Source organism: Halobaculum sp. P14, from assembly GCF_051195155.1.
GTDB lineage: Archaea > Halobacteriota > Halobacteria > Halobacteriales > Haloferacaceae > JBNTKA01.
The window spans coordinates 278655-304929 of record NZ_JBNTKB010000002.1 but is presented as its reverse complement, the minus strand read 5'-3'; the positions used below and the strand labels follow the sequence as shown (position 1 = coordinate 304929).

General features: G+C 69.4%; 25 protein-coding genes. 10 read left to right on the top strand and 15 right to left on the bottom strand.

What is annotated here, in order from left to right; all coding sequences use genetic code 11:
• Nucleotides 1-55 precede the first annotated feature (55 nt).
• Nucleotides 56-1129: a deoxyhypusine synthase gene (locus tag ACQUS7_RS06640; RefSeq protein ID WP_435145775.1), complete on the top strand. Its 1074-nt coding sequence runs from the start codon at nucleotides 56-58 to the stop codon at nucleotides 1127-1129.
• A 346-nt stretch (nucleotides 1130-1475) separates the two neighbouring features.
• Here the strand turns inward: ACQUS7_RS06640 and ACQUS7_RS06635 are convergent, their stop codons facing one another.
• Nucleotides 1476-3152, bottom strand: a complete 1677-nt coding sequence (locus ACQUS7_RS06635) for an aryl-sulfate sulfotransferase (RefSeq protein ID WP_435145773.1) — start codon at nucleotides 3150-3152, stop codon at nucleotides 1476-1478.
• Between the two features lie 162 nt (nucleotides 3153-3314).
• A complete protein-coding gene (locus ACQUS7_RS06630) occupies nucleotides 3315-5465 on the bottom strand; it encodes a hypothetical protein (RefSeq protein WP_435145771.1) in 2151 nt (716 codons plus the stop codon).
• Nucleotides 5466-5739: 274 nt separating this feature from the next.
• Between ACQUS7_RS06630 and ACQUS7_RS06625 the strand changes: the two genes are divergently transcribed.
• A complete protein-coding gene (locus ACQUS7_RS06625) occupies nucleotides 5740-5934 on the top strand; it encodes a cold-shock protein (RefSeq protein WP_435124230.1) in 195 nt (64 codons plus the stop codon).
• A gap of 261 nt (nucleotides 5935-6195) precedes the next feature.
• Here the strand turns inward: ACQUS7_RS06625 and aceA are convergent, their stop codons facing one another.
• A complete protein-coding gene (gene aceA / locus ACQUS7_RS06620) occupies nucleotides 6196-7230 on the bottom strand; it encodes an isocitrate lyase (RefSeq protein WP_435145769.1) in 1035 nt (344 codons plus the stop codon).
• Between the two features lie 493 nt (nucleotides 7231-7723).
• Nucleotides 7724-7849, bottom strand: a complete 126-nt coding sequence (locus ACQUS7_RS06615; protein ID WP_435145767.1) for a hypothetical protein — start codon at nucleotides 7847-7849, stop codon at nucleotides 7724-7726.
• A gap of 126 nt (nucleotides 7850-7975) precedes the next feature.
• On the opposite strand from ACQUS7_RS06615, the gene ACQUS7_RS06610 reads away from it, so the two are divergent.
• Nucleotides 7976-8431 (top strand): AAA family ATPase, encoded by a 456-nt coding sequence (locus ACQUS7_RS06610; protein WP_435145765.1) that lies wholly within the window; start codon nucleotides 7976-7978, stop codon nucleotides 8429-8431.
• 3 nt (nucleotides 8432-8434) lie between these two features.
• On the opposite strand, the gene ACQUS7_RS06605 is transcribed toward ACQUS7_RS06610, so the two are convergent.
• From ACQUS7_RS06605 to secF, 3 genes are all read right to left on the bottom strand, one after another.
• A complete protein-coding gene (locus ACQUS7_RS06605) occupies nucleotides 8435-9439 on the bottom strand; it encodes a BtrH N-terminal domain-containing protein (protein ID WP_435145763.1) in 1005 nt (334 codons plus the stop codon).
• A 153-nt stretch (nucleotides 9440-9592) separates the two neighbouring features.
• Nucleotides 9593-11158, bottom strand: coding sequence for a preprotein translocase subunit SecD (locus ACQUS7_RS06600; RefSeq protein WP_435124220.1), 1566 nt, complete (start codon nucleotides 11156-11158; stop codon nucleotides 9593-9595).
• A complete protein-coding gene (gene secF, locus ACQUS7_RS06595) occupies nucleotides 11155-12030 on the bottom strand; it encodes a protein translocase subunit SecF (protein ID WP_435145762.1) in 876 nt (291 codons plus the stop codon). Before secF ends, ACQUS7_RS06600 begins: the two co-directional genes overlap by 4 nt.
• Nucleotides 12031-12305: 275 nt before the next feature.
• Here secF and ACQUS7_RS06590 point away from each other — a divergent pair, with 275 nt between their 5' ends.
• The 4 genes from ACQUS7_RS06590 to ACQUS7_RS06575 all read left to right on the top strand — a co-directional run bounded on the left by ACQUS7_RS06590 (nucleotide 12306) and on the right by ACQUS7_RS06575 (nucleotide 15175).
• On the top strand, nucleotides 12306-12923 hold the full coding sequence (locus tag ACQUS7_RS06590; RefSeq protein WP_435145761.1) for a class I SAM-dependent methyltransferase: 618 nt from the start codon (nucleotides 12306-12308) through the stop codon (nucleotides 12921-12923).
• Nucleotides 12924-13006: 83 nt separating this feature from the next.
• The gene (locus tag ACQUS7_RS06585; protein WP_435145759.1) at nucleotides 13007-13927 is read left to right on the top strand and encodes an ABC transporter ATP-binding protein; all 921 of its coding nucleotides are present in this window, start codon (nucleotides 13007-13009) and stop codon (nucleotides 13925-13927) included.
• The gene (locus ACQUS7_RS06580) at nucleotides 13920-14717 is read left to right on the top strand and encodes an ABC transporter permease subunit (RefSeq protein ID WP_435145757.1); all 798 of its coding nucleotides are present in this window, start codon (nucleotides 13920-13922) and stop codon (nucleotides 14715-14717) included. Before ACQUS7_RS06585 ends, ACQUS7_RS06580 begins: the two co-directional genes overlap by 8 nt.
• An 89-nt stretch (nucleotides 14718-14806) precedes the next feature.
• A complete protein-coding gene (locus tag ACQUS7_RS06575) occupies nucleotides 14807-15175 on the top strand; it encodes a hypothetical protein (RefSeq protein ID WP_435124212.1) in 369 nt (122 codons plus the stop codon).
• Between the two features lie 186 nt (nucleotides 15176-15361).
• Here the strand turns inward: ACQUS7_RS06575 and ACQUS7_RS06570 are convergent, their stop codons facing one another.
• Together ACQUS7_RS06570 and ACQUS7_RS06565 are read right to left on the bottom strand one after the other, a co-directional pair.
• Entirely contained in the window at nucleotides 15362-15886 is a 525-nt protein-coding gene (locus ACQUS7_RS06570) for a DUF5812 family protein (protein ID WP_435145892.1), read from the bottom strand.
• 140 nt (nucleotides 15887-16026) lie between these two features.
• Complete coding sequence (locus ACQUS7_RS06565; protein WP_435145755.1) at nucleotides 16027-16536, bottom strand: hypothetical protein; 510 nt, start codon at nucleotides 16534-16536, stop codon at nucleotides 16027-16029.
• A 141-nt stretch (nucleotides 16537-16677) separates the two neighbouring features.
• Between ACQUS7_RS06565 and ACQUS7_RS06560 the strand changes: the two genes are divergently transcribed.
• Both ACQUS7_RS06560 and ACQUS7_RS06555 read left to right on the top strand, forming a co-directional pair.
• Nucleotides 16678-17961 (top strand): glucose-6-phosphate isomerase, encoded by a 1284-nt coding sequence (locus tag ACQUS7_RS06560; protein WP_435145753.1) that lies wholly within the window; start codon nucleotides 16678-16680, stop codon nucleotides 17959-17961.
• Between the two features lie 2 nt (nucleotides 17962-17963).
• On the top strand, nucleotides 17964-18707 hold the full coding sequence (locus tag ACQUS7_RS06555) for a CPBP family intramembrane glutamic endopeptidase (RefSeq protein ID WP_435145751.1): 744 nt from the start codon (nucleotides 17964-17966) through the stop codon (nucleotides 18705-18707).
• A 187-nt stretch (nucleotides 18708-18894) separates the two neighbouring features.
• Here ACQUS7_RS06555 and ACQUS7_RS06550 read toward each other — a convergent pair whose 3' ends face one another.
• Together ACQUS7_RS06550 and ACQUS7_RS06545 are read right to left on the bottom strand one after the other, a co-directional pair.
• A complete protein-coding gene (locus tag ACQUS7_RS06550) occupies nucleotides 18895-19344 on the bottom strand; it encodes an NOB1 family endonuclease (protein ID WP_435145749.1) in 450 nt (149 codons plus the stop codon).
• Between the two features lie 6 nt (nucleotides 19345-19350).
• Entirely contained in the window at nucleotides 19351-19596 is a 246-nt protein-coding gene (locus tag ACQUS7_RS06545; RefSeq protein ID WP_435124205.1) for a PRC-barrel domain-containing protein, read from the bottom strand.
• Nucleotides 19597-19896: 300 nt separating this feature from the next.
• Here ACQUS7_RS06545 and infB point away from each other — a divergent pair, with 300 nt between their 5' ends.
• Nucleotides 19897-21711: a translation initiation factor IF-2 gene (gene infB / locus ACQUS7_RS06540; RefSeq protein ID WP_435124203.1), complete on the top strand. Its 1815-nt coding sequence runs from the start codon at nucleotides 19897-19899 to the stop codon at nucleotides 21709-21711.
• Nucleotides 21712-21809: 98 nt separating this feature from the next.
• Here infB and ACQUS7_RS06535 read toward each other — a convergent pair whose 3' ends face one another.
• The 4 genes from ACQUS7_RS06535 to pepF all read right to left on the bottom strand — a co-directional run bounded on the left by ACQUS7_RS06535 (nucleotide 21810) and on the right by pepF (nucleotide 26218).
• Nucleotides 21810-22190 (bottom strand): DUF5811 family protein, encoded by a 381-nt coding sequence (locus ACQUS7_RS06535; protein WP_435145747.1) that lies wholly within the window; start codon nucleotides 22188-22190, stop codon nucleotides 21810-21812.
• A 72-nt stretch (nucleotides 22191-22262) separates the two neighbouring features.
• Nucleotides 22263-22745 carry a pyruvoyl-dependent arginine decarboxylase gene (locus ACQUS7_RS06530; protein ID WP_435145745.1) on the bottom strand — a complete coding sequence of 161 codons (483 nt, stop codon included), beginning with the start codon at nucleotides 22743-22745 and terminating at the stop codon, nucleotides 22263-22265.
• Nucleotides 22746-22928: 183 nt separating this feature from the next.
• Nucleotides 22929-24164: a proteasome-activating nucleotidase Pan2 gene (pan2, locus tag ACQUS7_RS06525; RefSeq protein ID WP_435124198.1), complete on the bottom strand. Its 1236-nt coding sequence runs from the start codon at nucleotides 24162-24164 to the stop codon at nucleotides 22929-22931.
• A gap of 257 nt (nucleotides 24165-24421) precedes the next feature.
• Entirely contained in the window at nucleotides 24422-26218 is a 1797-nt protein-coding gene (gene pepF / locus ACQUS7_RS06520; RefSeq protein WP_435145742.1) for an oligoendopeptidase F, read from the bottom strand.
• Nucleotides 26219-26275 lie beyond the last annotated feature (57 nt).

Genomic DNA, 26275 nt, shown 5'->3' with positions numbered 1-26275 from the left:
CGCGTCCGGCCGGAAAACCACGCGGTTCAAACGCTTCGCGGCCGCACCGTCGACCATGCGCGACGAGGACGCCGCCGGCGGAGACGACGGCGGACACGGCGACGAGACCGACCACGAGGGCCACCGCGAGCCGAGCCGCGAGGCGTTCAGCCACGACCCGCTCGGGCACGCCGACGTCACCGGCGGCATGACCGTCGCGGAGCTCGTCGACCAGTACGGCCACGCCGGCATCGGCGCCGAGTCGGTGCACGAGGCCGCGGACGTGCTCGCGGAGATGCTCGCCGACGACGACTGCACCGTGTTCCTGTCGCTCGCCGGCGCGATGGTGCCGACCGGGATGCGCCGCATCGTCGCCGACCTCATCCGCGACGGCCACGTCGACGCGCTCGTCACCACCGGCGCGAACCTCACCCACGACGCCATCGAAGCCATCGGCGGGAAACACCACCACGGCGAGACGCATCAGGCCGGGAAGTCGATGCGCGAACACGACGAACAGCTCCGCGACGAGGAGGTCGACCGCATCTACAACGTCTACCTGCCGCAGGAGCACTTCGCGCAGTTCGAGTCGCACCTCCGCGAAGAGGTGTTCCCGCCGCTCGTCGACCGCGACGGCGCCGTCAGCATCGCCGAGCTCTGCGCCGAACTCGGCCGCGCCAACGCCGACGTCAACGACCGCGACGACGTCGCGGAAGGCCCCGGCGTCGCCGCCGCCGCCTACGAGCACGACGTCCCGGTGTACTGCCCCGCCGTTCAGGACTCCGTGCTCGGCCTGCAGGCGTGGATGTACAGCCAGACCGCGGACCTGACGCTCGACGCGCTCGCCGACATGACGCCGCTCACCGACCAGGCGTTCGACGCCGACGACGCCGGCTGCCTGCTCGTCGGCGGCGGCGTCCCGAAGAACTTCACGCTGCAGACGATGCTGGTGACGCCGCGCGCGTACAACTACGCCGTCCAGATTACGATGGACCCCGAAGCGACCGGCGGGCTGTCCGGCGCCACGCTGGAAGAGGCGCGCTCGTGGGGGAAACTGGAGAAAGACGCCCGCAACGCCTCCGTCTACGGCGACGCCACGGTGTACCTTCCGCTGCTCGTCGCGGCCGCACGCGAACGAATCGACGGGTAGCCGACTGGTCGCCGACTACTCCTCAGAACCGCCCTGTACGTGTCGTCGAAGCTCCGATTCGGACTCGAACGCCCTGCCACAGTCGTGACAGAACAGTCGGTTGGACCCGGTGAGACTCATTGGGTACCGCTTCCATACGACACCCTCCGTTTCAAGCCTGCGGCTCGCGGTACTTTTTACCGAGCCGCGAGTACGTCCACGTGGCCGATGACGAGGCAACCGGGCCGAGCCGGGGTGGCACCCGCGCGACGACGAGCCCTATGAGTGCCGAGGCCGAACTTCCTTCCGGGGTTCACTCGCGGGTTTCGAACGACTGACGCGGATGCGGACGGTCTCTGAAAGCGGTTCAGCCCATTCTGGGGGTGCGTGTCCGCCGGGACAGCGCCGACGCGCCGCAGACGAAAGCGTCCACTGAGAGGATGAACAGACCGCCGACGAGGGAGACCGTCGAAACCAGCTCCGGAACGCCGAACCAGAGCGGTGCGACGAACCAGATGCCGTCGAGAATCGACTTCAGTTCCTGGCCGTACGGCGCTCGGCCCCACGCGCCCGAGTGGAACGCTGACCGAAGCGAGAGAGAGGCCGCGGAGTGCCCGCCTGCACTCTCGTCGCCCGTGCCTAACCGTTCGGCTTCGTACGGGCGCTTGATGGACGAGACCTCCCACAGGATTGACCCTCGCGTTCCGACCTCGAAGACGCGGTTCGAGTTCGTGTCCGTGATGAGCGTGGTTCCGCCCGGCAGCCGGTCCGCGTCGCGCGGCCAGTTCATCGCCGCGTCCTGCCACACCCAGGTCTTGGTCCAGCCGTCACCGGTCCGTTGGTATTCGACGATTCGGTCGTTCTCGCTGTCGGCGACGAGGACGGACTCGCCGCCTCTCTCCCGCGGGATGTAGTCCGGGTTGTGCTGATTGTAGAGGACGCCTCGTCTGTTCTGAGCCCCGAGGGTCCACGTCTGGTTGACCGTTCCGCCCGGCTGGAGGAACAGAACCCGATTGAAGTTGCGTGGACTCAGCATGATTCGTCCGTCCGGCAGTAGCTCGACGTCGTTGACGTGTGTCCAATCCTGACGGGGTCCGCCGTCGCGTTCGTCGGAGTACGCCTCGTCGAACGACCACGACCATGTCCTCTCTCCCGTCCGATGGTTAAGCATGTAGACTCGGTCTTCGGCGATGTCGGCGACCAAGAGGTGTGTGTCGTTGACGAAGTCGACGTCGTGAATCATCCCTCTGTTGCCCGCGCCGTTCGGCGTCTCGACGACCCTGCTGTGAATCACGGTCGTTTCGCCGGTCGAGACGTTCAGGACTTCGACGTACTGGCGAACGCAGACGGTGTCTTCAGCGCATTCGTCGCTGGAGACGATGTCCGAAGCGGTGTACATGACCGTTCTGGAACTCCCTTCGATGGGGTCGACGTCCCAGTAGGATTCGTGTGAGTCGTTCTGGTAGACGACGTCTCCCTCCTCGTTCAGGAGGAAGATTCCACCGGGGAGCCCCTCGTTCTGTCCGCCGTCCCAGCTGTTCCCCTGGGAAGTCACGACCGTGAGTTCCTCAGCCGAGAGGGCTGTCCCGGCCGGGTCGACCGGCGTGTCCGCGGCCACAGCACTGGTCGAAACGACGAGCGCCGAGCAGAGAACGACGGCGAGAGCTGCCTTCCGTACCCGCATCCGGCCCGGTTTGAGGCGGGACAGAGCAGCGGGGAACCCGGCAACGCTGGACCGCCTCCCCGTCACGCGCAGCCAGAACTCGAACGCGAGCCACCCCTCGGCGGTGACGAACACGACGACCGCCCAGAAGAGACTGTCCGTGGTGATCCAGTCGGGAGTGTGTACGACTAACTTCAGTAAGCTGTACGGGAAATACTGGATGGCGAGCGAGCCCCCGAGCTGTGACTGCAGGGACGGGAAGAATACGTACACTACGACGGTGCCGAGTAGTACGCAAGACGAGAGCGTGGCCGCCCCGAGTGGCACCAGCCTGAGGAGCGTGAGCCAGTTCCGATTCCCGAAGGGTTCACGTGGACGCACTACGCTGCTCTACCGTGGTGACCGAGTAAACCATTCGCCCCCGGTTATCAAATGCGACAACCGCCGGACTCACCGAGACCGCCGCACTGAAGCGCACAGTCGCCGTGGCGACGCGGCTGCCCGCCGAACGACGCCGGCCGAGGCTCCGCGCCAGCCACGTACTCACTCGGATTCCGCGCCGCCGGCCGATTCGCCGGTCTCTTCGGTCAGCCCGCGCCGAATCCCGCGGACGAGTACCTCCAGGTCCTCGGGGTCGGCGTCGAGGTCGACGCCGAGCGAGAGCGCGTGACCGTCCGCATCACCGTTCGGCGCGGAGCCGTCCGCCTCGGACTGTGCGGCGGTGCCGTCGACGGCTTCGACGGCCTGCTGTGCGACCGTCGCGGCCTCTTCGGCGTCCTCGGCGGCGTCCATCGCCTCCTGAGCAGCGGCCTCGATTTCGGCGACGAGCGACGCGACGTCGGACCCCGAAACCTCGCCGGCGTCGCCGACGTCGATGGCGGCATCCGTTTCGAGTGGTTCTTCGGCTCCGTCCCGCTGCTCGTCCGCTTCACCGGCTTCTGTACCCTGCTCGTCCGCCTCTTCGGTCGCCGACTCCTCCGTCGGTTCCGCCGCGCCTTCCTCCGCGCGCTCTGCAGCCGCGTCGCCTGACTCCTCATCCGTCTCCGCCTCCTCGGCCGTCCCCTGCTCCTCGGCCGTCTCCGACTCGCCGCCCGATTCGGCCGCAACTTCCTCGTCGGGTGATTCGGTACCGGATTCGCCGCCCGACTCGTCGGAGACGGAGACCGTGATTCCGGGGCCGGCGTCGATTTCGATGGTGACCGCGTCGCCGGCTTCCGACACCCGGACGTCGTCGTCGTCGCCGCCGTCGACCTCGTCGGTGCCGCCGTCCGTCCGGAGGTCGTCGGCGTCGATGTCGGTGACGGCGTCCGGGATACCGTGGAGCGTGACGTCGTCGCGCGACCGGAGGTCCGCGAGGTCGACGTCGCCGTCGACGGTGATTTCGATGCCGCCGTCCGCGGCGCCGATGCTGACGCCGGTGCCGTCACCGAGCTCGAATTCGACCGCCGGCTGCGACCCGTCGGCGGCCTCTCGCCCCGATTCGTCGCCGCCGGCTGTTTCCGCGTCGGCGTCGCCGTCGATGACGCCGACCTGCTCGACGCCGTCGCGTCGGCCCGCCGGCTCCGGCTCGCCGGGTTCGGTCGCCTCGACGACAGACTCGGTTTCGCCGGTCTCCACGGACGCCGGCTCGGGCGCTTCGGCCGGTTCGACCGCTTCGGGGGATTCGGCGCGTTCGGACTCGGCCGCCGGCCTGGAGTCCGCCTCAGTCGGCGGCACACCGCTCGGTTCGACGGCTTCGCCGCCGGGGACCGCTCCGCGCTCCGTCGGCGACTCCGGCGTCGGTTCTGACTCCGATTCCGACCGCTCCTCGGCTTCTGCCGCCGGCTCTCCCGCCGTCGCGCCGAGTTCCCGGGCCTGCTCGGTGACCGCGTCGAGTTCGTCGGCGGCCGCCTCGACCGCGTCTTCGAGCGACTCCACCCGGTCTGCGACTTCGTCGGCCGACTCGGCCGTTTCGGCCACCGTCGACTCCGCCGTGTCGGCCCGGTCAGCAACCGCGTCGAGGCGGTCGTGGACGCGTTCGGCGGCTGCCTCGATTTCGTCCGCGGACGCCGCGGCCGACGCTTCCGCGTCCGCCGCGCGTTCCGCGGCTCGCTCCGCTTCGGCGGCGACCCGTTCGAGCGCTGCCGTCGCCGTCGACTCGGCGGTCGTCGCGGGCCGGCCCGCCGCACTCCCCTGTTCGTCGGCGCCGGCTCGGTCGGCCTCCGGGAGCCGGTAGCGTCCGTCGTCGTCGCGTGCGAGCAGGTCGGCCCACTCGAACAGGTCCAGCAGCGTCGTGAGGCCGTTGCGGACGCGCTCGTCGGCGGCGTCCTGCCCCGTGACGGCCGCGAGGAGGGGGACGAGCGCCTCCTGGTCGGTCGGGTTGTCGCGGACGACGCCCCGGAGCTCCTCGGTGACCGGCCAGTCTGCGAGCAGGTCGCGGGCGCGGCCCTTCGCGCGCTCGTCGTCGCCGACGGCCAGCGCGCCGGCGAGCGCCTGGCCGCGGTCGGTCAGCCGGTGTTTCTGCCCCTCTTCGGCGAGCACCCCGAGTTCTTCGAGGAACCGGCTCTGCCGGCCGACCGCGTCCGAGATGCCCGTGGCCTCCTCCACGTCCGCGGTGTGTTTCGGCTCGGCCGCCGCACCGACGGCGTCCCAGCCGGCGATGACGTCCGTGAGCGTGTCGAAACTCACCCCCTTCGGAATGTGGTGCGTCGCCATCGTCGGCTGTCCGCGCGGCTCCCGCAAAAATCGAGCGGCCGCCCGAACGCCGCCGCGCTCGCGGACGGGCGGCCGGACGCGAGTCGGAAACCGCGGGTTCGTCGGAAGCCTCGGGCGATTGTTCCGAGAACGGCACCGTGTCCCGCTGAACGGCCACGTCCGCGGACAAATGTATCCGAAGTCAGTTTGTCGCTAGTCGTTCTTCCAGTAATTTTTCGTCTGAGAAAACATAGTCGGAACCCTTATCCGTGTACCCGGCGTTCGTTTGGTTGCAATGGCAAACGGTAAGGTTGATTTCTTCAACGACACAGGCGGCTACGGTTTCATCGAGACGGACGACGCTGACGACGACGTATTCTTCCACATGGAGGACGTTGGTGGCGAGGACCTGACGGAGGGGACCGAGATCGAATTCGACATCGAACAGGCCCCGAAGGGCCCGCGCGCGACGAACGTCGTCCGCGCATAACGAGGGTTCCGCTCCGCCGAGAGGCGACATAGCGTAACTCGATTTTCTGAACACTACGCCCGGCAGTGGCGTCGCTCTGGGACGCCGGACGCTCGCTATCGCATCGAAGTCGAAGCATCCGTCAGCGACGCGGCTCGCGACGCACGGACGTCGAGAGAAAGCGGCGCCGGCGCGGGTCAGCGCGCCGGCGCGTCGGCAGCCACGGTCAGCATGGAGCACCTGCGACGCCGGTGGCGGAGCCGGCGGTCGCGTCGCGGGTCGTCAGTCGTCGTCGGTGCTGATGGGGTCGGATTCCTCCTCCGAGAAGCCCTCGGACTCCTCCATGCGCTTTTTCGCCTCCGGGTCGAACTCGGCTTCGATGTCCTGGTAGCGCGAGACGAACGAGAGTTCGTGGTGGCTCTCGGTCTCGTGGCCGATGTAGCGCTGCTCCAGGTCGAACTGGCCCTGCTCGTCCTCTTCGGCGAGCGTCTTGAAGTCCTCGTAGACGCTGTGGGCGCCCGAGTGCAGCCCGAACAGCGTGATGAAGATGTACTTGTAGCCGAGGTCGCCGAGCTCTTGGAACGTGAGCGGGTCGTCCTCGGCGCTCCACTCGAACGACGACGAGTAGTTGAACGCGAGGTCGAGGTCCGGGTGGGTTTCGTGGATGGTTTCGGCGTACTCGACGGCGTCTTCGCGGCTCGGGTCCGGCATCTCCGGCCAGACCATGTCGACGCCGGCGTCGGCGTAGATGCGGCCGCGTTCGAGGTGTTCCTCCCAGTCGCCGTTCGCGGAGCCGTACGCGTCCGTCCGGGCGATGATGACGGTGTCCTCGGACTGCTTCGCGTCGACGGCGGCCTCGAACCGGGCCCGGGCGTCCTCCCGGGAGACGATCTGCTTGCCGGCGATGTGGCCGCAGCGCTTCGGCGTCGTCTGGTCTTCGATGTGGATGGCGGCGACGCCGGCCTTCTCGTACTCGCGGACGGCGCGGCGGACGTTGTGGATGCCGCCGTAGCCGGTGTCGCAGTCGGCGATGACCGGGATGTTCGTGGCTTCGACCATCCGCTTAGCGTTCTCGACCATCTCGGTCATCGTCACCATCTCGAGGTCCGGGAAGCCGAACTGGCCGAGGACCGTCGAGTAGCCGCTCATGTAGGCGGCGTCGTGGCCGGTCATCTCGGCGAGCCGCGCGTCGAGCGCGTGGTACATGCCGGGCGCGAACACGAAGTCCTGCGAGTCGAACATCTCGCGGAGTTCGCGGGCTTTCGGATTGTCGATGTCGCGGGTGAAGACGTCGTCGTCGAGTTCAGTCGGGTTCATCAGATATCCTCCGTGTCGGGCTGCATCGCTCGTTCGATGCTGTCGAGTCGGCTACGAATCGCTGCGAGTTCGAATCGGAGTTCGTCGGTGTCGGGTCGCTCGCGCCGACGCAGGTCGGGGACGAGGGGCGCTTCGGTTCGCAGTTCTTCGGTTCGTGGGTCGGTCTTTGTCATCGGGGTGGTGTTCGTGTCGGCGGCTGGGGTGGTCTGGTGGTCGATTCACGGGTCGGTCGGCCGGATGCGTGGGTGCGTACAGCCATCGTGTTGACCTCATCTGCCGCGTCCTCCCGCCAACAGAAAAACATTATGAACGATAATGATAATATACATTCATCCACTATTTCGTCCTTAGCGTGTTTAATTGGGACGTCAACCCATACCACGAACCGCGGCGGCTGGCGAACCCACGGCTACGGACAAATCACTCGGGAATCCGTTCCGAGAACGCAAAAACAGCGGCCTGCCGCGGTACGGAGTGACCGTCCGGCGGCCGGCTACTCGCCGAACTCCGAAATCTCGACGTCGTGGCCGCACTGCGGACAGTCGACGTACGCCCCCGTCGGTTTGTCGCCGGTGTACTCCCACTTCTCGCCGCAGTTGTCACAGAACAGTGTGACCATGCGGCGCGGTTCGGCCGCGGCGAAGGTCAACGTTCGGGCCGATTCGGGGCGCGTTCGACGGGACCGCGAGTCCGCGCCGGACCCGCGGCGGCAACCGCTTTCCGTTCAGCGGCCGACGCCACGGCCGTGTTCGTGCTGCTCTGCGGGCTTCCGGCGTCGGGGAAGACGACGCTCGCGACGCGGCTGCAGCGCCGACTGGCCGACGCGGGCTACACGTTCGAACTGCTGCACTCGGACGACTACCGGCGCCGCACGTACGAGCGCATGTACGAGCGGGTCGCCGGCAGCGACGCCGACTGGATTCTCGACGGCACCTTCCACAGGCGGGAGTGGCGCGTCCGGTTCCAGACGCTCCGGGACGTCTACGTCGTCTGGGTGGACGCCGCCGTGGAGACGTGCGTCGCCCGGAACCGCGCCCGCGACGAGCCAATCTCGGAGCGCGGCGTGTACGCCGTCGACGCGGCGTTCGAACCGCCGCGGGCCGACCTGACGCTCGACACCGACGAACTCACCGTCGAAGCAGCGCTCGACCGCCTCGAAGCCGCCGTCGTCGACTGGCTCGACGCCGAACGCGGCGACTAGCCGCTACAGTTCCTCGCGGACGTGCTCGAAGAACGCCTCCTCCTGGTCGGCGATGTCCGCGAGCGTCGCCGCGGCCCGGTCGAGCGCGGCGACGCGGGCGTCCGTCTCGTACGCCTCCGCGGCGTCCGCGAGGTGGTCTGCGAACGCCTCCCACTCGTCGGCGACGTCGTCCATCTTCCCCGACTGTCCGCCGCCGACGCCGGCCTCCGACGCCAGCACCGTCAGCGACTCGGCGTACAGCCGGCGGTACGCGGCGCCGCGGCCGTGCTCGGTGACGGCGCGCCGGAGCAGCCTGATCGCCGACTCGTCGCCCGGGTCCGTCCAGCCGTCGAGGTCGGCTGCGAGCGACCGGAGCGCGTCGGGGCCGTGGTCGCCGTACTCGTCGGAGCCGCCGAGCGTCCGGTCGTACGTCGCGGTGTCGAGGACGTAGCCGGTGGTCTCGCGGAGCGCCCGGTTCGCCGCCGTTTCGAGGTCCGCGTCGGCGCCGAACTCCGCGACGACGTACCGGTTCGCGGTCGACACCGGGGCGTCGACGGACCACGCCGCCTCCAGCGTCTCGCGGTCGAGTTCGACCGGTTCGTCCCGGGTCGGGTCCGACACGAGCATGCTGTCGTCGCCGACGCCGATGGCGACGACGGTGTGCGCCGGCACCGACTGCGTCCGCGGCACGTGCCGCAGCTCGGCCGGGTCGAGCGTCAACAGCGGCGGCTCCTCGGCGTCGACGCGCCCCGCGACGTTCTCCCACGCCGTCCCGAAGTCGAACCCGTCGCGGACGCGGTACGTCACGTCGATGGACTCGAAGAACTGCTCGTCGAGCCACGGCACCCGCCCGAGGAAGCCGGGTCGGTCGCCCTCGGGCCGGTCGACCGCGACGGACGCGACACCGCCGCCAAGCCCGAACGCCGTCGCCTCGTCCAGTTCCCAGTCGTAGTACTCCGCGAGGTTTCGGAGCGACCCCGACCCGGCGTCGCGACCGGTCCGGTGGTCGAACTCGGCTAACTGATTCATTGCGCTGTACGGACCGTCCAGCGGGCGCTGTTTGGAGATTGTGGCCAATCTCGTCGAGCCACCGAGAATCGGTCCGTCGCGGCGCGGAAAACGCAGCGAGCCGAATCGGACTCGGCCGGGTCGGGCCGGGGGAGGCCGGACCGGGCGGAGCCGTCAGCGGTCGGTGAGGAGCGCGCGCAGGATGTCGCCGTAGGCGGGCCGGGTGATGAGGACGCCGACCAGCACGCCGAGGATGGTGAAGATGGCGAACCCCTGCAGGTCGCCGAGCGACAGCACGGCGAGCGGCGACATCGCGACGATGGTGGTCGCGGCGGCGGCGCCGATGACCCAGAACGCCTTCCGGAAGCGCGACTGGAAGACGCGGCGACTGTTCACGTCGCCCTCGCTCATCACCTCGTCGGCGATGATGACGAGGTCGTCGACGCCGGTCCCGATGACGGCGATGAACCCGGCGATGACCGACAGGTCCAGCGGGTACTTGATGAGCGCCGCGATGCCGAGCAGCACGTACACCTCCGCCATCGCGGTGACGATCATCGGCAGCGCGACCTCGGCCTCGCCGTACCGGAAGAACACGACGGCGCTCACGGTGAGCACCGCGACGAGCCCGATGAGCAGCGAGTCGGTCTTGAACCGCTCACCCTGCGCGGGCGAGATGTACGACGACGTCCCTTCGCCGCCTTCACCGACGTCGAGCGGCGCGGGGAGCGCGCCGGCGCGGAGGTCGACGGCGACCTGCTGCGCCTCGGAGAGGTTCTGCGTCGACAGCCGGAACGCCGGGTCCTTCGCCCACTCGCCCTGCCGCATCGACTGGGCGAGACTCGGCGTCATCCCGAACGAGGAGACGACGCGGCCGTCGCGGATGACCAGGATGCACGGCTCCGTGCTGTTACTCGGGAAGGTACACTGCGACCCGCCCTGCTGTGCGACGCCGGTTTCGACGAACAGGCGCTGGACCCGTTCTGCCTCGGAGTCCTCGACGGCCACCGGGACGTACGCGCCGGGGCCGGACTGCGCCTCCTTCGCGGACCCGATGCGTTTGAAGTCGCCCTGCGTGAGGACGGTGGTGTTGACGTACGACCCGTTCACCTGGTGGTAGGCCGTGATACGGACCGTCCCGCGGCGGTTCACCAGGTCGATGACGCTCTGGCGGTCCTGGCCCGGCACCTCGACGATGATGAAGTGCTCGCCGCCCGCCGTCGTCGACACGCGGACCGTGCCGCCGGACAGCCCCGCCTCGTTGATCTTCGATTCGAGGACGCGGACGATTTCCTGCCGCGTCGCCTCGGTCACGCCGTCGCGGATGGTCGCGTACTCGTAGCCGGCCTCCTGGAGGGCGGTTCCGAGTTCGGTCTGCGTGACGTTCTCGGTGACGACCTCCACGGTGCCCTGCGTCTGGGTGGTGCGGCGCGCGATGACGTCGGTCGCGTCGACGCCCTCGATGTTCGCCGCCACCGCGGCTTCGACTTCGCTCACCGGGGTCTGGCCGAACTGGACCTCCTCGGCGGTGATGCCGACCGGGGGCGCGCGGACGCGCGCACCGCCGGAGAGCTGGAGGCCGTACTTCAGGTTCGTCGGCCGGTCGGCGGCCTGCCCTTCACCGCCGACGGGGGCCTGCGGCGCGAACCCGGGCGCGAACAGGAACACCGTGGAGCCGAGCAGCACGAGGATGAGCAGCCCGACCCGCCAGTTGTCCTTGACGGAGTCGACGACGCTCATCGCGCCACCCCCTCGAACTTGTACCAGCGAAGCAGACTGAGGTTCAGCATATACGTGTTCATCAGGTCGGCGGCCAGCCCGAACACCAGGATGATGCCGATGCTGGAGAGCAGTCCGATGCCGAGCAGCGTCGCGGCGACCGCCATCACGGCCATCGCGGCGAGCGACGTCAGCGTCATCGTCACACCCGTCCGCATCGCGCGGTGGGTGGACTCGTAGAAGTCACCCGAGCGCCGGAGGACGTGGTTGTTCAGGAGGATGTCGGAGTCGACGGAGTACCCGATGAGCATCAGGAGCGCCGCGACCGTCCCGAGCGTGAGTTCGATGCCGAGGAGGTTCATCAGCGCCACCGGGATGACGATGTCGGAGAACGCCGAGACGACGACGGCGATGGACGGGACGAACGACCGGAACATCCCGAACACCAGCACCGACATGCCGAGGAACGCGACGACGACCCCGCCGAGCGCGAGCCACTGCGTCTGCTGGCCGAAGCCAGCGGAGACGTTCTCGGTCGACTGGACGGTGAAGCCGGCCTGCTGGGCCTGCTGTTCGAGCTGCGTCGCGGAGACGTCGCTCTTCTCGAACGTCACGATGTAGATGTCGCTTCCCCGCACCGACTGGATGGTGTCGGGCGTCGCCGAGAACGCCGCCCGTATCTGTTCTTGGGCCTGCCCGCTCGGCGCGTCGACCGCGACGCGGAGCTGCGTGCCGCCGGTGAAGTCGATCCCGGGGTCCACCGGCGCGCCCGTCGCGACGAACATCCCGCCGATGACGACGAGGGCGACGGCGAGCACCGCGAGCGGGACGGCGGCGAGCTGCCGGTTCGTGTACCGGGTGTAATCGACCTCCGGTACCTCGAATCGAGCCATGCAGGCGACTCCCCCCGCGCGCCGAATAAGCCTTCTTCTTCGCCGATGCGCCCGTCTGACGCGGCCACGGACGGACCGGAACCGTATCGGCGCGGAGCGGCTGTCCCTCGTCGTGGACCCGAATCAGTCGTCCGGCAGCGCTGCTGGTGTGCCACAGTGAGAGTCAAAGCTCGCTCCCCAACACGATAAATCGAATATAGCGATATCAAACCAGCTCGGCAGTGCGCAGCAAGGGTTTCGCGGAGCCTATACTTCCGGGGCCGCACGGTTGGGGTATGGACCCGGAGACCAACCACCGCGGCTGGGCGGAGCGCTCGGGCGACTACTCCCCGGCGTACTACGCCGAGAGCGGCCCGAACGAGGTGAGCGACGTGCTCGCGGACGTCTTCGACCTGTACGTCGACGAGGACGCCGCGGTCCTCGAAGTCGGCTGTAGCTCCGGCCGCCACCTCGCGCACCTCCGCGAGCGCGGCTACGAGAACCTCACCGGCGTCGACCTCAACGACGAGTCGTTCGACGTGATGGCGGAGTACTTCCCGCGGCTCGCCGAAACCGGGACGTTCCACGTCGGCGCGCTCGAAGACCTGGTCCCGGAGTTCGACGACGACGCGTTCGACGTGGTGTTCTCCGTCGAGACGCTCCAGCACGTCCACCCCGACGACGAGTGGGTGTTCGACGAGCTGGCGCGCGTCGCGTCGAACCTGCTCGTCACCGCCGAGAACGAGGGGAACAGCCCGGAGCGCGGCCGCGAGGGCGCGGAGGTGAGCTACGTGCAAGACGAGTTCCCGCTGTACCACCGGAACTGGAAGCGCGTGTTCTCCGACCGCGGGCTGGCGCAGCTGCTCGAAGAACCGGGCGACCGGGACACGGTCCGGGTGTTCCGGGTGCTCTGAGTCTGGCTCGACGGGTCTGCGGCGCGGGCGGCCGCATCGGAGTCGCCAGAACAGCTATCCCCGCAGGCTGACGTGACTCCGACATGGCAGCCATCGAAGTGTCCGACCTCACCAAGCGGTACGGCGAGGTCGTCGGCGTCGACTCGCTGTCGTTCACGGTCGAGGAGGGCGAAATCCTCGGCTTTCTCGGGCCGAACGGCGCCGGGAAGACGACGGCGATTCGGACGCTGCTCGGGATTCAGACGCCGACGTCGGGGACCGCGACCGTCCTCGGCGCGGACGTCCGGGCGGAGCGCGACCTGCTGGAAGCGAAGCGGCGACTCGGCTACGTCCCGGCGAGCCCGACGTTCGACGCGGGGTCGACCGGCGCGGAGATTCTCGACCTGCACGGCGACGTCAAAGGCGACAGCCGACGCGCCGAACTGCTCGACCGGTTCGACGTGCCGCTCGACCGGCCGGTCCGGGACTACTCGACCGGGAACGTCCAGAAGCTCGCCGTCGTGCAGGCGTTCATGCACGACCCGGCGCTCGTCATCATGGACGAGCCGACGTCCGGGCTCGACCCGCTCGTCCAGCGGGAGTTCAACGACTTCGTGCAGGCCGAGCGGAGCCGCGGCGTCACCGTGTTCTTCTCGTCGCACGTGCTGAGCGAGGTGCGGCGGCTCTGCGACCGCGTCGCCGTGCTCCGCGACGGCGAACTCGTCGCGACCGAGTCCGTCTCGGAGCTGCTGACCCGGAGCGGGAAGGTCGTCAGGCTCCGCGTCGTCGGCGAGCCGCCGGCGTCGACGTTCGACTTCGACGGCGTCCACGACATCGACCGGCGCGTCGTCCGCGGCGCCGGCACAGACGCCGACCAGGTGGAGACCGACGTGTCGTTCACGTTCACCGGCGACGTCAACGACCTCACGGCCGCCGTCGCCGACCTGGAACTCCGCGAGTTCGACGTGGAGGAGGCGCCGCTCGACGAGGTGTTCATGCGGTTTTACGGGGGCGGCGATGCTTGAAATCGCCGCGTACGAGGCGCGAAAGCGGCTGCGGGGCGCCGCCGCGATGGCGGCGCTGCTCGGCGTCGCCGCCGCGTTCTTCGTGTCGGTGTACCCGTCGTTCGCGGTGAGCCTGACGCCCGAGCAGCTCGACCAGCTCCTGTCGGCGTACCCGGACGCGCTGATGGAGGCGTTCAACGTTCGGTCGCTCACCACCATCGAGGGGTTCCTCGCGACGGAGCTGTACACGGCCGGCTGGATGCTGCTCGTCGGCATCTACGTGGCGTACGCGGCGGCGGGCGTCGTCGCCGACGACGTCGACCGCGGCCACATCGACCTGCTGCTGTCGCTGCCGGTGTCGCGTGCGCGGCTCGTCGCCGAGAAGTTCGCGGCGCTTCTCGTCCCCATCATCGCCATCAACGTCACGACGCCGGTCGTCGTGGTCGTCGCCTCGTCGGCCGTCGGCTACCCGGTCGACGTCGTCGCGGTCGCGATGATGCACCTGCTGTCGATTCCGTACCTGCTGTGCTGTGCCGCCATCGGGCTGACGCTGTCGGTGAGCGTCGACCGCGCGTCGACCGCCCAGCGCGGCGCGCTCGGCGTCGTGTTCGGGCTGTACCTGCTCGAAACCGTGGTGTCCGGCGCCGACTACGCGTGGGCCGGGAACGTCGCGCCGATGCGGTACCTCGACCCGAACGCGATCCTGCTCGACCACACCTACGACCTCGTCGGCGCCGGCGTCCTGCTCGGCGCCGCGGTCGTCCTCGTCGCAGCCAGCCAGCTCTGGTTCTCGCGGCGCGACCTGAGTTGAGCCGGGCGGCGACCGCCGATTCGGCGCCGCGCAGGCTCGCCGGTCCGCCCGGACGCAGCCTTTAGGGCGACTCGGGCGAGTGGTCCGGCGTGCGCCCTCCAGACCGGACTATCGTGCTGCAGGACGTCGCGGTCGCCGCGACGAACATCGCCGTCGGCTTCGTGCTGATGACGACCACCGGGGTCGCGACGGAGCTGTGGTGGGTCGGCGTCGCCGCGGCCGCCGTGTTCGCGGCGCTGACGATGGCGTCCGACCGGAGCCGCAAAGGGGTGTGGCTGCTCGGGGCGTCGGGCGCCGCGCTCATCGTCGCCATCGCCGCGGGCCTCTTCACGGACACGGTGCCGTTTTCGGTGCTGCCGATACTGCTGGTCGGCCTCGGCGTCGGCTTCCTCTGCGTCCGCGTCGCGTTCGGCGTCCTCCGGCCGATTCCGGAGGTCCGGCGGCGACGCGCCGAGTAGGGGAACGGTCGAATCGAGCGCCGACGAACCGGTTTTCTCTGTGGCTCCGCGTTCCGCGAAGCGGCTGTGACGACTGACTTCCGAGGATTCGATATCGCGACAGGCAGTTTATGAGCGGTAGTGACGAAGGAATTTCTCGGCTCCGGAGTCGTCGAGAGAACCGCGAACAGCGTCGAAATCCGGCAGTCAGGGGAGGTAGCGGACGACGACGACACCGGGCGCGGTCCGGACTTCGACGCGGTTGACGCCGAGTCGGGCCGCGCGGCTGAGCGTCGTGTCGCGGTCGTCGAGGACGTCCGCGGCGGCGTCGGCGGTGTCGGCTTCGGGGACCGTGATGACGTGGAGTTCGCCGTCGCCCGCGCGTTCGGTGCGGGTGAGTTCGCCGACGTCCTGGTCGGCGGCGATGTCGAGGGCGTTCTGGGTCGGCGACTGGTCGCTGTCGACGAGTTCGATGCTGCGGCGCGACTCCACCTCGACGAGCTGCCAGGAGACGTTCATCGGCGGGTCGGGCGCGACGACGCCCTCGATGGCTTCGCCGGCGTCGACGCCGGAGTTCGACGAGAGCGTGTGGACCTGCCCGGAGGTGACGTCGCGGAGCACCGCGGAGTCCTCGTCGGCGTGGGTGACGAGGAACGTCCCTTCCTTCTCGCCGCTCGGGTCGGCGGGCTCCGCGTCGGACGCCGATTCGAGCGCGTCGGTGAGCGCGTCCATGTCGATGTCTCGGTCTGTCATTGCCCGGTGTACGCGGCGGAGGCTTTTCCCGGTTTCGCGGCGCGTCGACCGTGGATGGTCGGTCGGCGGCAGGCCGCTCGCGGAGGGTCGGCGGCGTGGCCAGTGGTCGCAGCCCGGGGTCAGCGTCGGAGGCGGTGTGCGGCCCAGATGAGCGCCGACCCGGCGACGGGGAACGCGAGCGCGGCTATCGACGGCAGGTCGTACAGCGCGGCGACGACGGGGCCGGTGGCGGGCGACCGGAGCGACGGCGGCGCCGCGGTGACCGCGCCGAGGTACAGCGACGCGAGGAACAGGTAGCCGGCCGCGGCGAGCGCGGCGTCGTAGCCGTCCCGTCGGCTGCTTCCGCGGCGGTGCGACCGGGCGACGAGCAGCACCGGCGTCACGGTCGGGCCGACGGCGGCGAGGCCGACGAGGAAGAAGAACGCGCGGGCGACCGAGAAGCGGGCGCCGGCGGTCGCGCCGAACAGCGTGACGAGCGCCAGCGCGAACAGCACCGTCAACAGCAGCGCCGCGACGCCGCCGACGACCACGTACGACCGGAACAGCAGCGAGTCGCTGCGCCGGAAGGCGTACGGGAACGCCCCGAACAGCCCCCGGTAGCTCCCTCCGGCGTCGTCGCCGTCTGTCATGGCCGACGGTTCAGTCCGGTTCGGCATAAGCCCCGCGTCACGCGCGCCACGACCGCGGCGTGCTGGCTCGGCGAGCCGTCTCGGCGTCCCGACTCGGCGGCGGACGGCAGAGTTTTCGGGGCGGCGCCCCCCGTCTCGGCTATGCGAGCGGACATCGGGAACGCGCTGGACGGGGCGCTCGGCCTCGACCGCGCGGCCCTCGACGACCTCGACGACCGCGTCGCCGACGCGCACGACCGCATCGAGCGCGGCCGCCGCGACGCGGAGCACGGCTACGCCGCCCTGAATCTGCCGTCGACGTGCGACCCGGCGCCGATTCGCCGCGTCGCCGCCGGCTTCGACCCGGAGTCGGTGCTGACGGTCGGCATCGGCGGGAGCGCGCTCGGCGCCGCCACCATCACCGACGCGCTCGACTCGCCGGTCGACGCGTACGCGCTCGACAACGTCGACCCGGCGTGGGTGACGGCGCTGCTCGACGACCTCGACCTCGCCGAGACGGTCGTGAACGTCGTCTCGCGCTCCGGGACGACCGCGGAGACGCTCGCGAACTTCCTCGTCGTCCGCGACGCGATGGACGCCGCCGGCGTCGACTGGACCGAGCGGACCGTCGTGACGACCGGCCCCGACGGGAACCTCCGCGGGCTCGCCGACCGCCACGACCTGCCGACGCTCGCCGTCCCAGACGGCGTCCCCGGGCGGTTCTCGGCGCTGTCGCCCGTCGGGCTGTTCGCCGCCGCGGTGTGCGGCCACGACCTCGACGCGCTGCTCGCCGGCGCCGCCGACGAGGCCGCGAAGCTGTCCGGGAGCCTCACCGAGTCGCCGGGGTACGCCTACGGCGCCGTGTCGTACGCGCTCGCCGAACGCGGCGCCGCGACGAACGCCGTGATGCCGTACGCCGAGTCGCTCGAACGGTTCGCGGAGTGGTTCGCGCAGCTGTGGGCCGAGTCGCTCGGCAAGGACGGCCGCGGGCAGACGCCGGCGCGGGCGCTCGGCGTCACCGACCAGCACAGCCAGCTCCAGCTGTACCGCGCCGGCCCGGCCGACAAGCTCGTCACGCTGATTCGGCCGACGGAGACCGCGGACCGCGAGATTCCGGCGACCGACCTCGAGGGCCTGGACTACCTCGGCGGGTCGTCGCTCGGCGACCTGCTCGACGCGGAGTTCCGCGCGACGGAGGCGAGCCTCGCCGCCGCTGGCCGCGAGAACGTCCGGCTGGAAATCGACCGTGTGGACGAGCGCGGCGTCGGCGAACTGCTGTACGCGACCGAGGCGGCCTGCGTCCTGTACGGCGAACTCGCGGACGTGGAGACGTTCACCCAGCCCGCAGTCGAGTGGGGGAAGCGCGCCGCGCGCGGGCTGCTCGGCGGCGGCGAGTTCGCGGAGGCCGACGCGGTCGCCGACAAGCGGCGGCTGGACGTGGAGTGACGATGACGGACGACAGCGACGCGGCGGACGCCGGCGGCGTCGAACCGGGAGCCGTCGCGATTCGGCTCGGCCAGTCGGTGCTCGCGGTGTTCGCGGCGTTCGTCGCCGCGGCGGCGCTCGTTCCGATTGCCGCCGACGTCGGGCGGTTTCTCGGCGCGACGCAGGGGTCGCCGGCGCTCGCGGTCGCGGAGACCATCGGGCAGACCGTCGGCTTCGCCGCCGCCGCGGTGCTGTTTCTCGTCTACGCCGGCGACCGCGAACTGCTGCGGATTCGGTGGCCGACGCGGCGCGAATCTGGGTTCGTCGTCGGCGGCGCCGTCGTGCTGCTCGTCGCCCAGTACGCGCTGCTGCTCGCGCTCAGCGCCGTCGGCGTCGACGTCGCGCAGAACCGCGCGCTGTCGCCCGGCGCCGACGCCCCGGTGTACTTCCTCTACATGGTCGTCGTGTCGGTGCTGTTCGTCGGCCCGGCGGAGGAACTGCTGTTCCGCGGCGTCGCGCAGGGCGAACTCCGGCGGGCGCTCCCCGCGCCGGCCGCCGTCGCCGTCGCCGGCCTCCTCTTCGGCAGCATCCACTTCTTCGCCGGCACCGGAACCGCGACCCAGCAGGCCGCGTACGTCCTCGTCGCCACGCTGCTCGGCTGCGTCCTCGGCTCCCTCTACGAGGACACCGGGAACCTCGTCGTCCCGGCGCTGGCACACGGCGCGTACAACGGCGTCCTGTTCCTGATTCAGTACCTCGCAGCGTAGGACCGAATCTGTGCGAAGCACTCGACTTCTCGGTTTTCTTCGCTCTGGGGAGAAAACCGCGGTACTGAGAGAGGAATCGGAGAATGTTCGGCAGCGTCGACGCGGAGCGGAATCCGGCCGGAGCAGCCGCTCCGAGTGTGGACGTTGTCGGCGCCGAATCAGTGTGAGTACTGGGTCGTCGGGTCGTTCAGGCGACGGTTTCGCGCTGCAGGTCGCTGCCGCAGACCGGGCAGCGGTCGCGCTCCTCGTCGAACTCGCGGCCGCACCCGACACAGGAGAACGTGGCGTCGCCGTCGTCGACCGCGCCCGCGCCGATGAGTCGGACGTCGACGCCGAGCCGTTCGGCGACGGTCCGGAGTTCCCGGTCGGCCGTGACGAGCGTCCCGTCGAGTTCGAACGCGGCCGCGACGAGTCGGACGTCGGTGTCCGAGAGGTCGGCGTCCGCCTCCGCGGCGGCGCGGGACACCTTCTCGACGGTCGGGTCGTCCGGGACGTGAATGTGCATCCCGGAGCCCTCCATGGCGTCGAAGCGGAACGCCGGCTCACCGTCCAGTTCCTCCTGGACGAGCGGGATCGACGCGGTGTCGGCCTCGGTGTGGTACTCCTCGGTGAACGCGGACGTGTCGAGAACCTGCATCTGCCCTTACGTCCGTACGACGATGTAGTCTTTCACGGCCTGCACGCGGCCGACTGGGACGTGGATGCGACCGGACTCGTCGCGGTCGAACGGGATCTGCGCCGGCGAGAGGTTCTCGTTCGGCGTGACCAGCAGGTCCGACAGCGACCCCGTCTTCAGGTCCATCGTGATGTTGTACAGCATGCCGAGCTCCGTGCCGTCAGAGCCCATCACGGCCTTCCCGGAGAGGTTTTCGGCGAGGATGTCTGCCATACCTCGGTACTCTCGGGCTATCGGCATAAACGCCACGCCGTCGTCTGACGGTGAGCCGACGGCGACGCGCCGCGTACAGCCGCCACGACGCCGAACCGCCGCTCCCGAGAGACGAAGACCGGACTCCGAATACGTACTCGGATTGCGCTGAAAATACGATTCTCGTGAAAACCCGTAGACTCCGCTGTGTTTCGGAGAATACGCCCCGGTCGTGGTGGCCGTGCTCGGGCGAGTCGAAGCCCTTACTTCGCGTCCGCGCCGACTACTCCGTAACCAACCGTTCTTCGGGGGTCAGCTGCCATGTCAGATACGAACGCAGACACCGACGCGACTACCGACGCCGACTCCCTCCGCACGCCGATCGTGGCGGTGCTGGGGCACGTCGACCACGGGAAGACGACGCTGCTCGACCGCATCCGCGGCTCCGCCGTCCAGGAGGGCGAAGCGGGCGCTATCACGCAGCACATCGGCGCGACGGCCGTACCGCTCGACACGATTTCGGAGATGGCGGGCGCGCTCGTCGACCCGACCGACTTCGACCTGCCGGGGCTGCTGTTCATCGACACGCCCGGCCACCACTCCTTTTCGACGCTCCGCTCGCGCGGCGGCGCACTCGCCGACATCGCGGTGCTGGTCGTCGACGTCAACGACGGCTTCCAGCCGCAGACCGAGGAGGCCATCGCCATCCTGAAACGCACCGGGACGCCGTTCGTCGTCGCCGCCAACAAGGTGGACACGACGCCCGGCTGGAACCCCCAGCGCGGCGCCCCGATTCAGCAGAGCCTCGAAGCGCAGTCCGAGCGCGCCGAGTCGGCGCTGAACGAGAACCTCTACGAGCTCATCGGCGACCTCTCGGACGCCGGCTTCTCCGCGGACTTCTACTGGCGCGTCCAGGACTTCCGGAACAACATCGGCGTCGTGCCGCTGTCGGCGATGACCAGCGAAGGCATCCCGGACCTGCTGACGGTGCTGATGGGGCTCTCCCAGCGGTACATGAAAGACGAGATGGAGATCGACGTCGCCGGCCCCGGCAAGGGGACGGTGCTCGAAGTGAAAGAGGAGCGCGGCTTCGGGTCGACGCTCGACGTCGTGCTGTACGACGGCGTCGTCCGCACCGGCGACACCATCGTCGTCGGCGGCCAGAACGAGCCCATCGTCACGGAGGTCCGGGCGCTGTTACAGCCGCGGCCGAACGCCGAAATCCGGACCGAAAAGCAGTTCGAGACCGTCGACGAGGTGGCGGCGGCGGCCGGCGTGAAGATCGCGGCGCCCGACCTCGATGACGCGATGGCGGGCGCGCCGGTCCGGGTCGTCCGCGGCGACGACGTCGACGCCGTCATCGAGGAGGTGCGCGAAGAGCTCGCACAGATCGAAGTGGAGACCGCCGAGGACGGCGTCGTCGTGAAAGCCGACACGCTCGGCAGCCTCGAAGCGATGGCGAACGCGCTCGACGAGGCCGAAATCCCGATTCTGCGCGCCGAGGTCGGCGACGTGGCGCCGCGGGACGTCGCGGTCGCCGAAACCGCGAACGAGGAGACGAACCGGGTCATCCTCGGATTCAACGTCGACGTGCTGTCGAACGCCGCCGACGAACTGGAGGAGAGCGAAGTCAAACTGTTCAGCGACGACGTCATCTACCAGCTCGTCGAGGAGTACGAGCGGTACGTCGACGAACTGGAGCGCGCCCAGCAGGAGACGGTGCTCGACAAGATTCACCGGCCTGCGAAGGTCCGCATCCTCCCGGACCACACGTTCCGGCAGAACGACCCGGCGGTCGTCGGCGTCGAGGTGCTGTCGGGCGTCCTCCAGAACAACCGGAACCTCGCGACGTTCGACGGCGCCGAACCGGACCGCGTCGGGACGCTGTCGGGCATCCAGAAGCAGGGCGACGACGTCGACGAGGCGCGCGCCGGCGAACGCGTCTCCATCGCCATCGACGGCCCGACGGTCGGCCGGCAGATCGAGGAGGGCGACGAACTGTGGGTCGACCTCCCGGAGAAACACGCCAAGATTCTCGAACAGGAACTCTCCGGCGAAATCTCAGCGACGGAGGTGGAGGCGCTGAACGCCTACCTCGACAAGCGCCGGAAGCAGAACCCGTTCTGGGGGAAGTAGCGCGGGGAGGGCAGCGAGGACGACGGCGAGGAGGAACGGCGGCGGACCGCGAATTTTCCGGGTCGATTCGGTGGCGAGCGGCGGCCGTGACGAACGGGTTACCGCGCGGTCGGTTCGAGGTCGTCGCCGACGGCCTGCATCACCTGTGCGGCGGCGCTGGCGGCGAGTCCCTGCGCGACCTCGGTGCGGTCGTCGTCGTCGAGGCCGGCTTCGAGGTCGTCGAGTTCCGGCGAGAAGCCGGCGCTGACGGGGTGGCCGACCGGGGGGCGGACGGCGACGGTGGCCTGCGGGCCGTTCGCGCCGTACGAGAGCTCCGAGCCGACGGCGTAGCCCTCGGGGAGGTACGACTCGGTCCGGGTGACGATGCCGGCGACCGCCCGGCGGAGCGACTCCTTCTGCTCCGTCGAGAGGTCGACGTCCTCGGGCCGACCGGCTTCGACGACGCCGGGCGCCCCCGCGTACGGGTTGTTGCCGTTCATTAGGATACGATGCGGATAGGCGGTTCCGGGGGATAAAAGCGTCGGCGCCCCGGATTCGTGCCGCGACCGGCCTCAGGCGACCGGTTCGCTCTCGCCGTAGGCGGCGACGACGACGGCGGCCGTGTAGGCGTCCTCGTCGGTCGGCGCGGTCGCCACCGCGGAGTCCTCGGCGTCGAGCGTCCAGTCGCGGAGCTCCGCCCCGGCGGCGAGCCCCTCCAGCACCGTCTCCCGGACGGCGTCAGGGTCCGTGCCGTCGGCCTCGTAGAACAGCCCCGGGCCGGGGCCGGTCGCCCACGCAAGCGCGGCGCTCACGCGGTCCGTCTCGTGGGCGTCCGACGGCGTCGCGTCCGCGCGCCCCTGCACGACCGTCAGTCGGTTCCCGGCCGGGCCGAGGTCCGGCGCCTCGTCGACGACGCGGACGTCGGCGTCCGCCGGGACGATAGAGGAGACGGAGACGAGGTTGTAGTTGTGGAGGTTCGCGTCCGCGAGCGCGGCGTCGTAGGCGGCCATCGCGGTCGGGGCGTGGCCGGTGCCGCTGGCGACGTGAATCTGCATACGTCGACTGCGGCGGCCCGGAAAGAAGTGGGTGTCGACACTCCGGCCGGACGCGGAGCCGACGTGCGGGGTCAGTCGGTGAGGAGTGCGGGGTTAGTCAGTGAGGAGTGCGGGGGGAGTCGACGTCGACTGCGAGCGGCGAAGAACGGCGTCGTCGCGGCGGTGACGGCCGCGGCCGCCGGTTCAGTACTGGTAGGCGCCGAAGGCGTTGTCGTCGGTGACGGCGCCTTCGTCGTCGGTTTCGACCTTCTCGCGGGCCTGGTCGAAGTCCTCGCGGCGGACCTCGGTGCGGTCGTCGCGGATGGCGAACATGCCGGCTTCGGTGGTGAGCGCGGCGATGTCGGCGCCGCTGTACCCGTCGAGTTCGGCGGCGAGGTCGGCGAAGTCGACGTCGTCGGCGACCGTCATGTCCTCGGTGTGGATGGCGAGGATGCGTTCGCGGCCCTCGGCGCCGGGCTTCGGCACCTCGATGAGCCGGTCGAACCGGCCGGGGCGCAAGATGGCTTCGTCGAGCATGTCGAACCGGTTCGTCGCGGCCATGATGCGGACCTCGCCGCGGTCGTCGAAGCCGTCCATCTCCGAGAGCAGCTGCATCATCGTGCGCTGCACCTCGGCGTCGCCAGACGTCTTCGAGTCCGTGCGCTTGGAGGCGACGGCGTCGATCTCGTCGATGAAGATGACCGCGGGCTCGCGTTCGTTCGCGAGCTCGAACAGGTCGCGGACGAGCCGGGCGCCCTCGCCGATGAACTTCCGGACGAGTTCGGAGCCGGCCATCTTGATGAACGTCGCGTCCGTCTCGTTCGCGACGGCCTTCGCCAGCATCGTCTTCCCGGTGCCCGGCGGCCCGTGCAGCAGCACGCCGCTCGGCGGCTCGATGCCGATTTCGCGGAACTGCTCGGCGTTCACGAGCGGGTCCTCGACGGCCTCGCGGACCTCCCGGACCTGGTCTTCGATGCCGCCGATGTCGTCGTAGGTGACCTCCGGGGAGGCGTCGACCTCCATCGCCTGCGCCCGGGCGTCGGTCTCGTCGTCCAGCACGGTCTGGACGCTGAACGAGTCGTTGATGGCGACGCGGTCGCCCGCTTCGAGTTCGTCGGCGAGCCGCGGCGACAGCTCCGTCAGCACCTCCTGGTTGTTGCCGTGCTGCTTGATGACCGCGCCGTCGTCGGTGAGTTCCTCGACGGTCGCGATGTACAGCGACGACGTCTTCAGCGCCTCGTTGCGCTCCTTCAGGTCCTCGACCTCCTCGCGGAGGTCTTCCCGCTGCGTCTCGGCCTCGTCGAGCCGGCCGTCCAGCTCCTCGTTCACCTGGACGATGCGCTCGAAGTGCTGCCGAAGCGCCTCCAGCCGCTCCGCCTTGCTCATGTCCGGGTCGAGTTCGAGGCGGGGGCGGTCGGGGAGGGACGGACTCCGTGACATTTCTCGATTTCGCTAGGGGGCCGCCGTTAATGTGGCTTTGGGTCTCCCGGGATTTTTCGGGTTCGCACACCGCGGCGGCGACGCGGTGTGTGAATCGCGCGGCGAAGCCGGCGAGAGCCCGACGAACGAGGAACGAAACCGGCCGGCGACGCGACGAGTGCGGCGCGGTGCGGGCTGCGAGTCGAAGCCGAAGGCCGAACGGTACAGGTCGAGCGGTGCAGGTCGAGCGGGCCGGGGAGAGCAGACCGGGGGAGCGGCTACAGGTCGAGCAGTTCCTCGGCGCGGCCGAGGTACTCGTCGTAGACGCCGATTGCGGACTCGATGGGGTCGGCGGACGTCATGTCGATGCCGGCGATGTCGAGTACGTCGATGGGGTACTCGCTGCCGCCGGCTTTCAGCGCGTCGCGGTAGTCCGCGGCGGCGTCCTCGCCGCCGTCGAGGATGCGTTCGACGATTGCGGCGGCCGCCGAGATACCCGTCGAGTACTGGTAGACGTAGAAGTTGTAGTAGAAGTGCGGGATGCGCATCCACTCGCGGCGGATGTGGTCGTCGACGTGGGCGTTCGCGTAGAACTCCTCTTTCAGGCCGCCGTAGTAGTCGTCGAAGACGTCCGGCGTCAGCGGCTTGCCGTCCTCGACGTGCTCGTGAATCTGCTGTTCGAACGCCGCGAACATCGTCTGGCGGAACAGCGTCGACCGGAACCGTTCGAGGTACTGGTCGAGCGCGTGCAGGCGGAGTTCGTCGGAGTCGGCGTTCTCCAGCAGGTGCTGGGTGAGCAGCGTCTCGTTCACCGTCGAGGCGACCTCGGCGACGAATATCTCGTAGTTCGCGTACTGCCACGGCTGCGCCTCCTTCGCCAGTTCGGAGTGCATCGAGTGGCCGAGTTCGTGCGCCAGCGTGTACATCGAGGAGACGTCGTCCTGGTAGTTCATCATGATGAACGGCTGGGTGTCGTACGTGCCGGCGGAGTAGGCGCCGCTGCGCTTCCCGCGGTTCTCGTAGACGTCGACCCAGCGGGACTCCAGCCCCTCGGCCATCCGACGCTGGTACGGCTCGCCGAGCGGCGCGACGGCCTCGACGACCATGTCCGTCGCCTCCTCGTAGCTGACGTCGGGGCCCTCCTCGCCGGTCAGCGACATGTAGACGTCCCACATTTCGAGGTCGTCGACGTCGAGCGCGCGCCGCTTCAGTTCGGCGTGCCGCTGGAGCGAGTCGAGGTTGTCGCGGACCGTCCCGACGAGGTTGTCGTACACCTCGACCGGGACGTTCGGACCGTCGAGCGCCGCCTCCCGGGCGGAGTCGTAGTTCCGGGCGTCGGCGAGCTTCACGTCCTTCTTCGTCGACTTCGCGAGCGTCGTCCCGACCGTGTTGCGGACGTCCACCCACTCCTCGTAGAACGACTCGTGGACGCGCCGGCGGAAGTCGCGGTCGGGCTTCTGCAGCAGCGTCGTGAAGTTCCCCTGTGACACCTCGATTTCCTCGCCGTCCGGCCCCTCGACGGACGGGAACGTCATGTCGGCGTCGGACAGCATCGAGTACGTCTCGCTCGGCGCGTTCGTGACCTCCGAGAGGTCGGCGAGCAGCTCCTCCACCTCGGCGGAGCGGGTGTGCGGCTTCATCCGGAGCGCGTCGTCGAAGTAGTGTTCGTACTCGGCGAGCGCCGGCTCCTCGTCGATGAACGACTCGACGTCGTCCCAGTCGAGCTGCTGGAGTTCCGGCTCGATGAAGCTCGACGCGCTCGACGTCTCCGCCGACAGCGACTGCGCCTTCGACGCCATCGCCTGGTACTCCTGGTTCCGGGTGTCCTCGTTCGACCGGAGGTTCGCGTACTGCGTCACCGTCGCGACCTCCCGCATCACGTCCTCGTACGTCTCCAGCAGTTCACGGAGCGTCGCCGCCGACTCCGTCACTCTGCCCTCGTAGGCGCGGACGTCGTCGATGCGCTCTCGAACCGACTCGTAGGCGTCCTCCCACTCCTCGTCCGAGGCGTAGATGGAGCCGATGCTCCACTTGTACTCCTCGTCGATTTCGGACCGCTCGGGAAGCGAACTCATAGCCGGACCTTCCCGTGCGCGCCGGTAAGTCTTACCAAACGCCCGGATTTCCGGTTC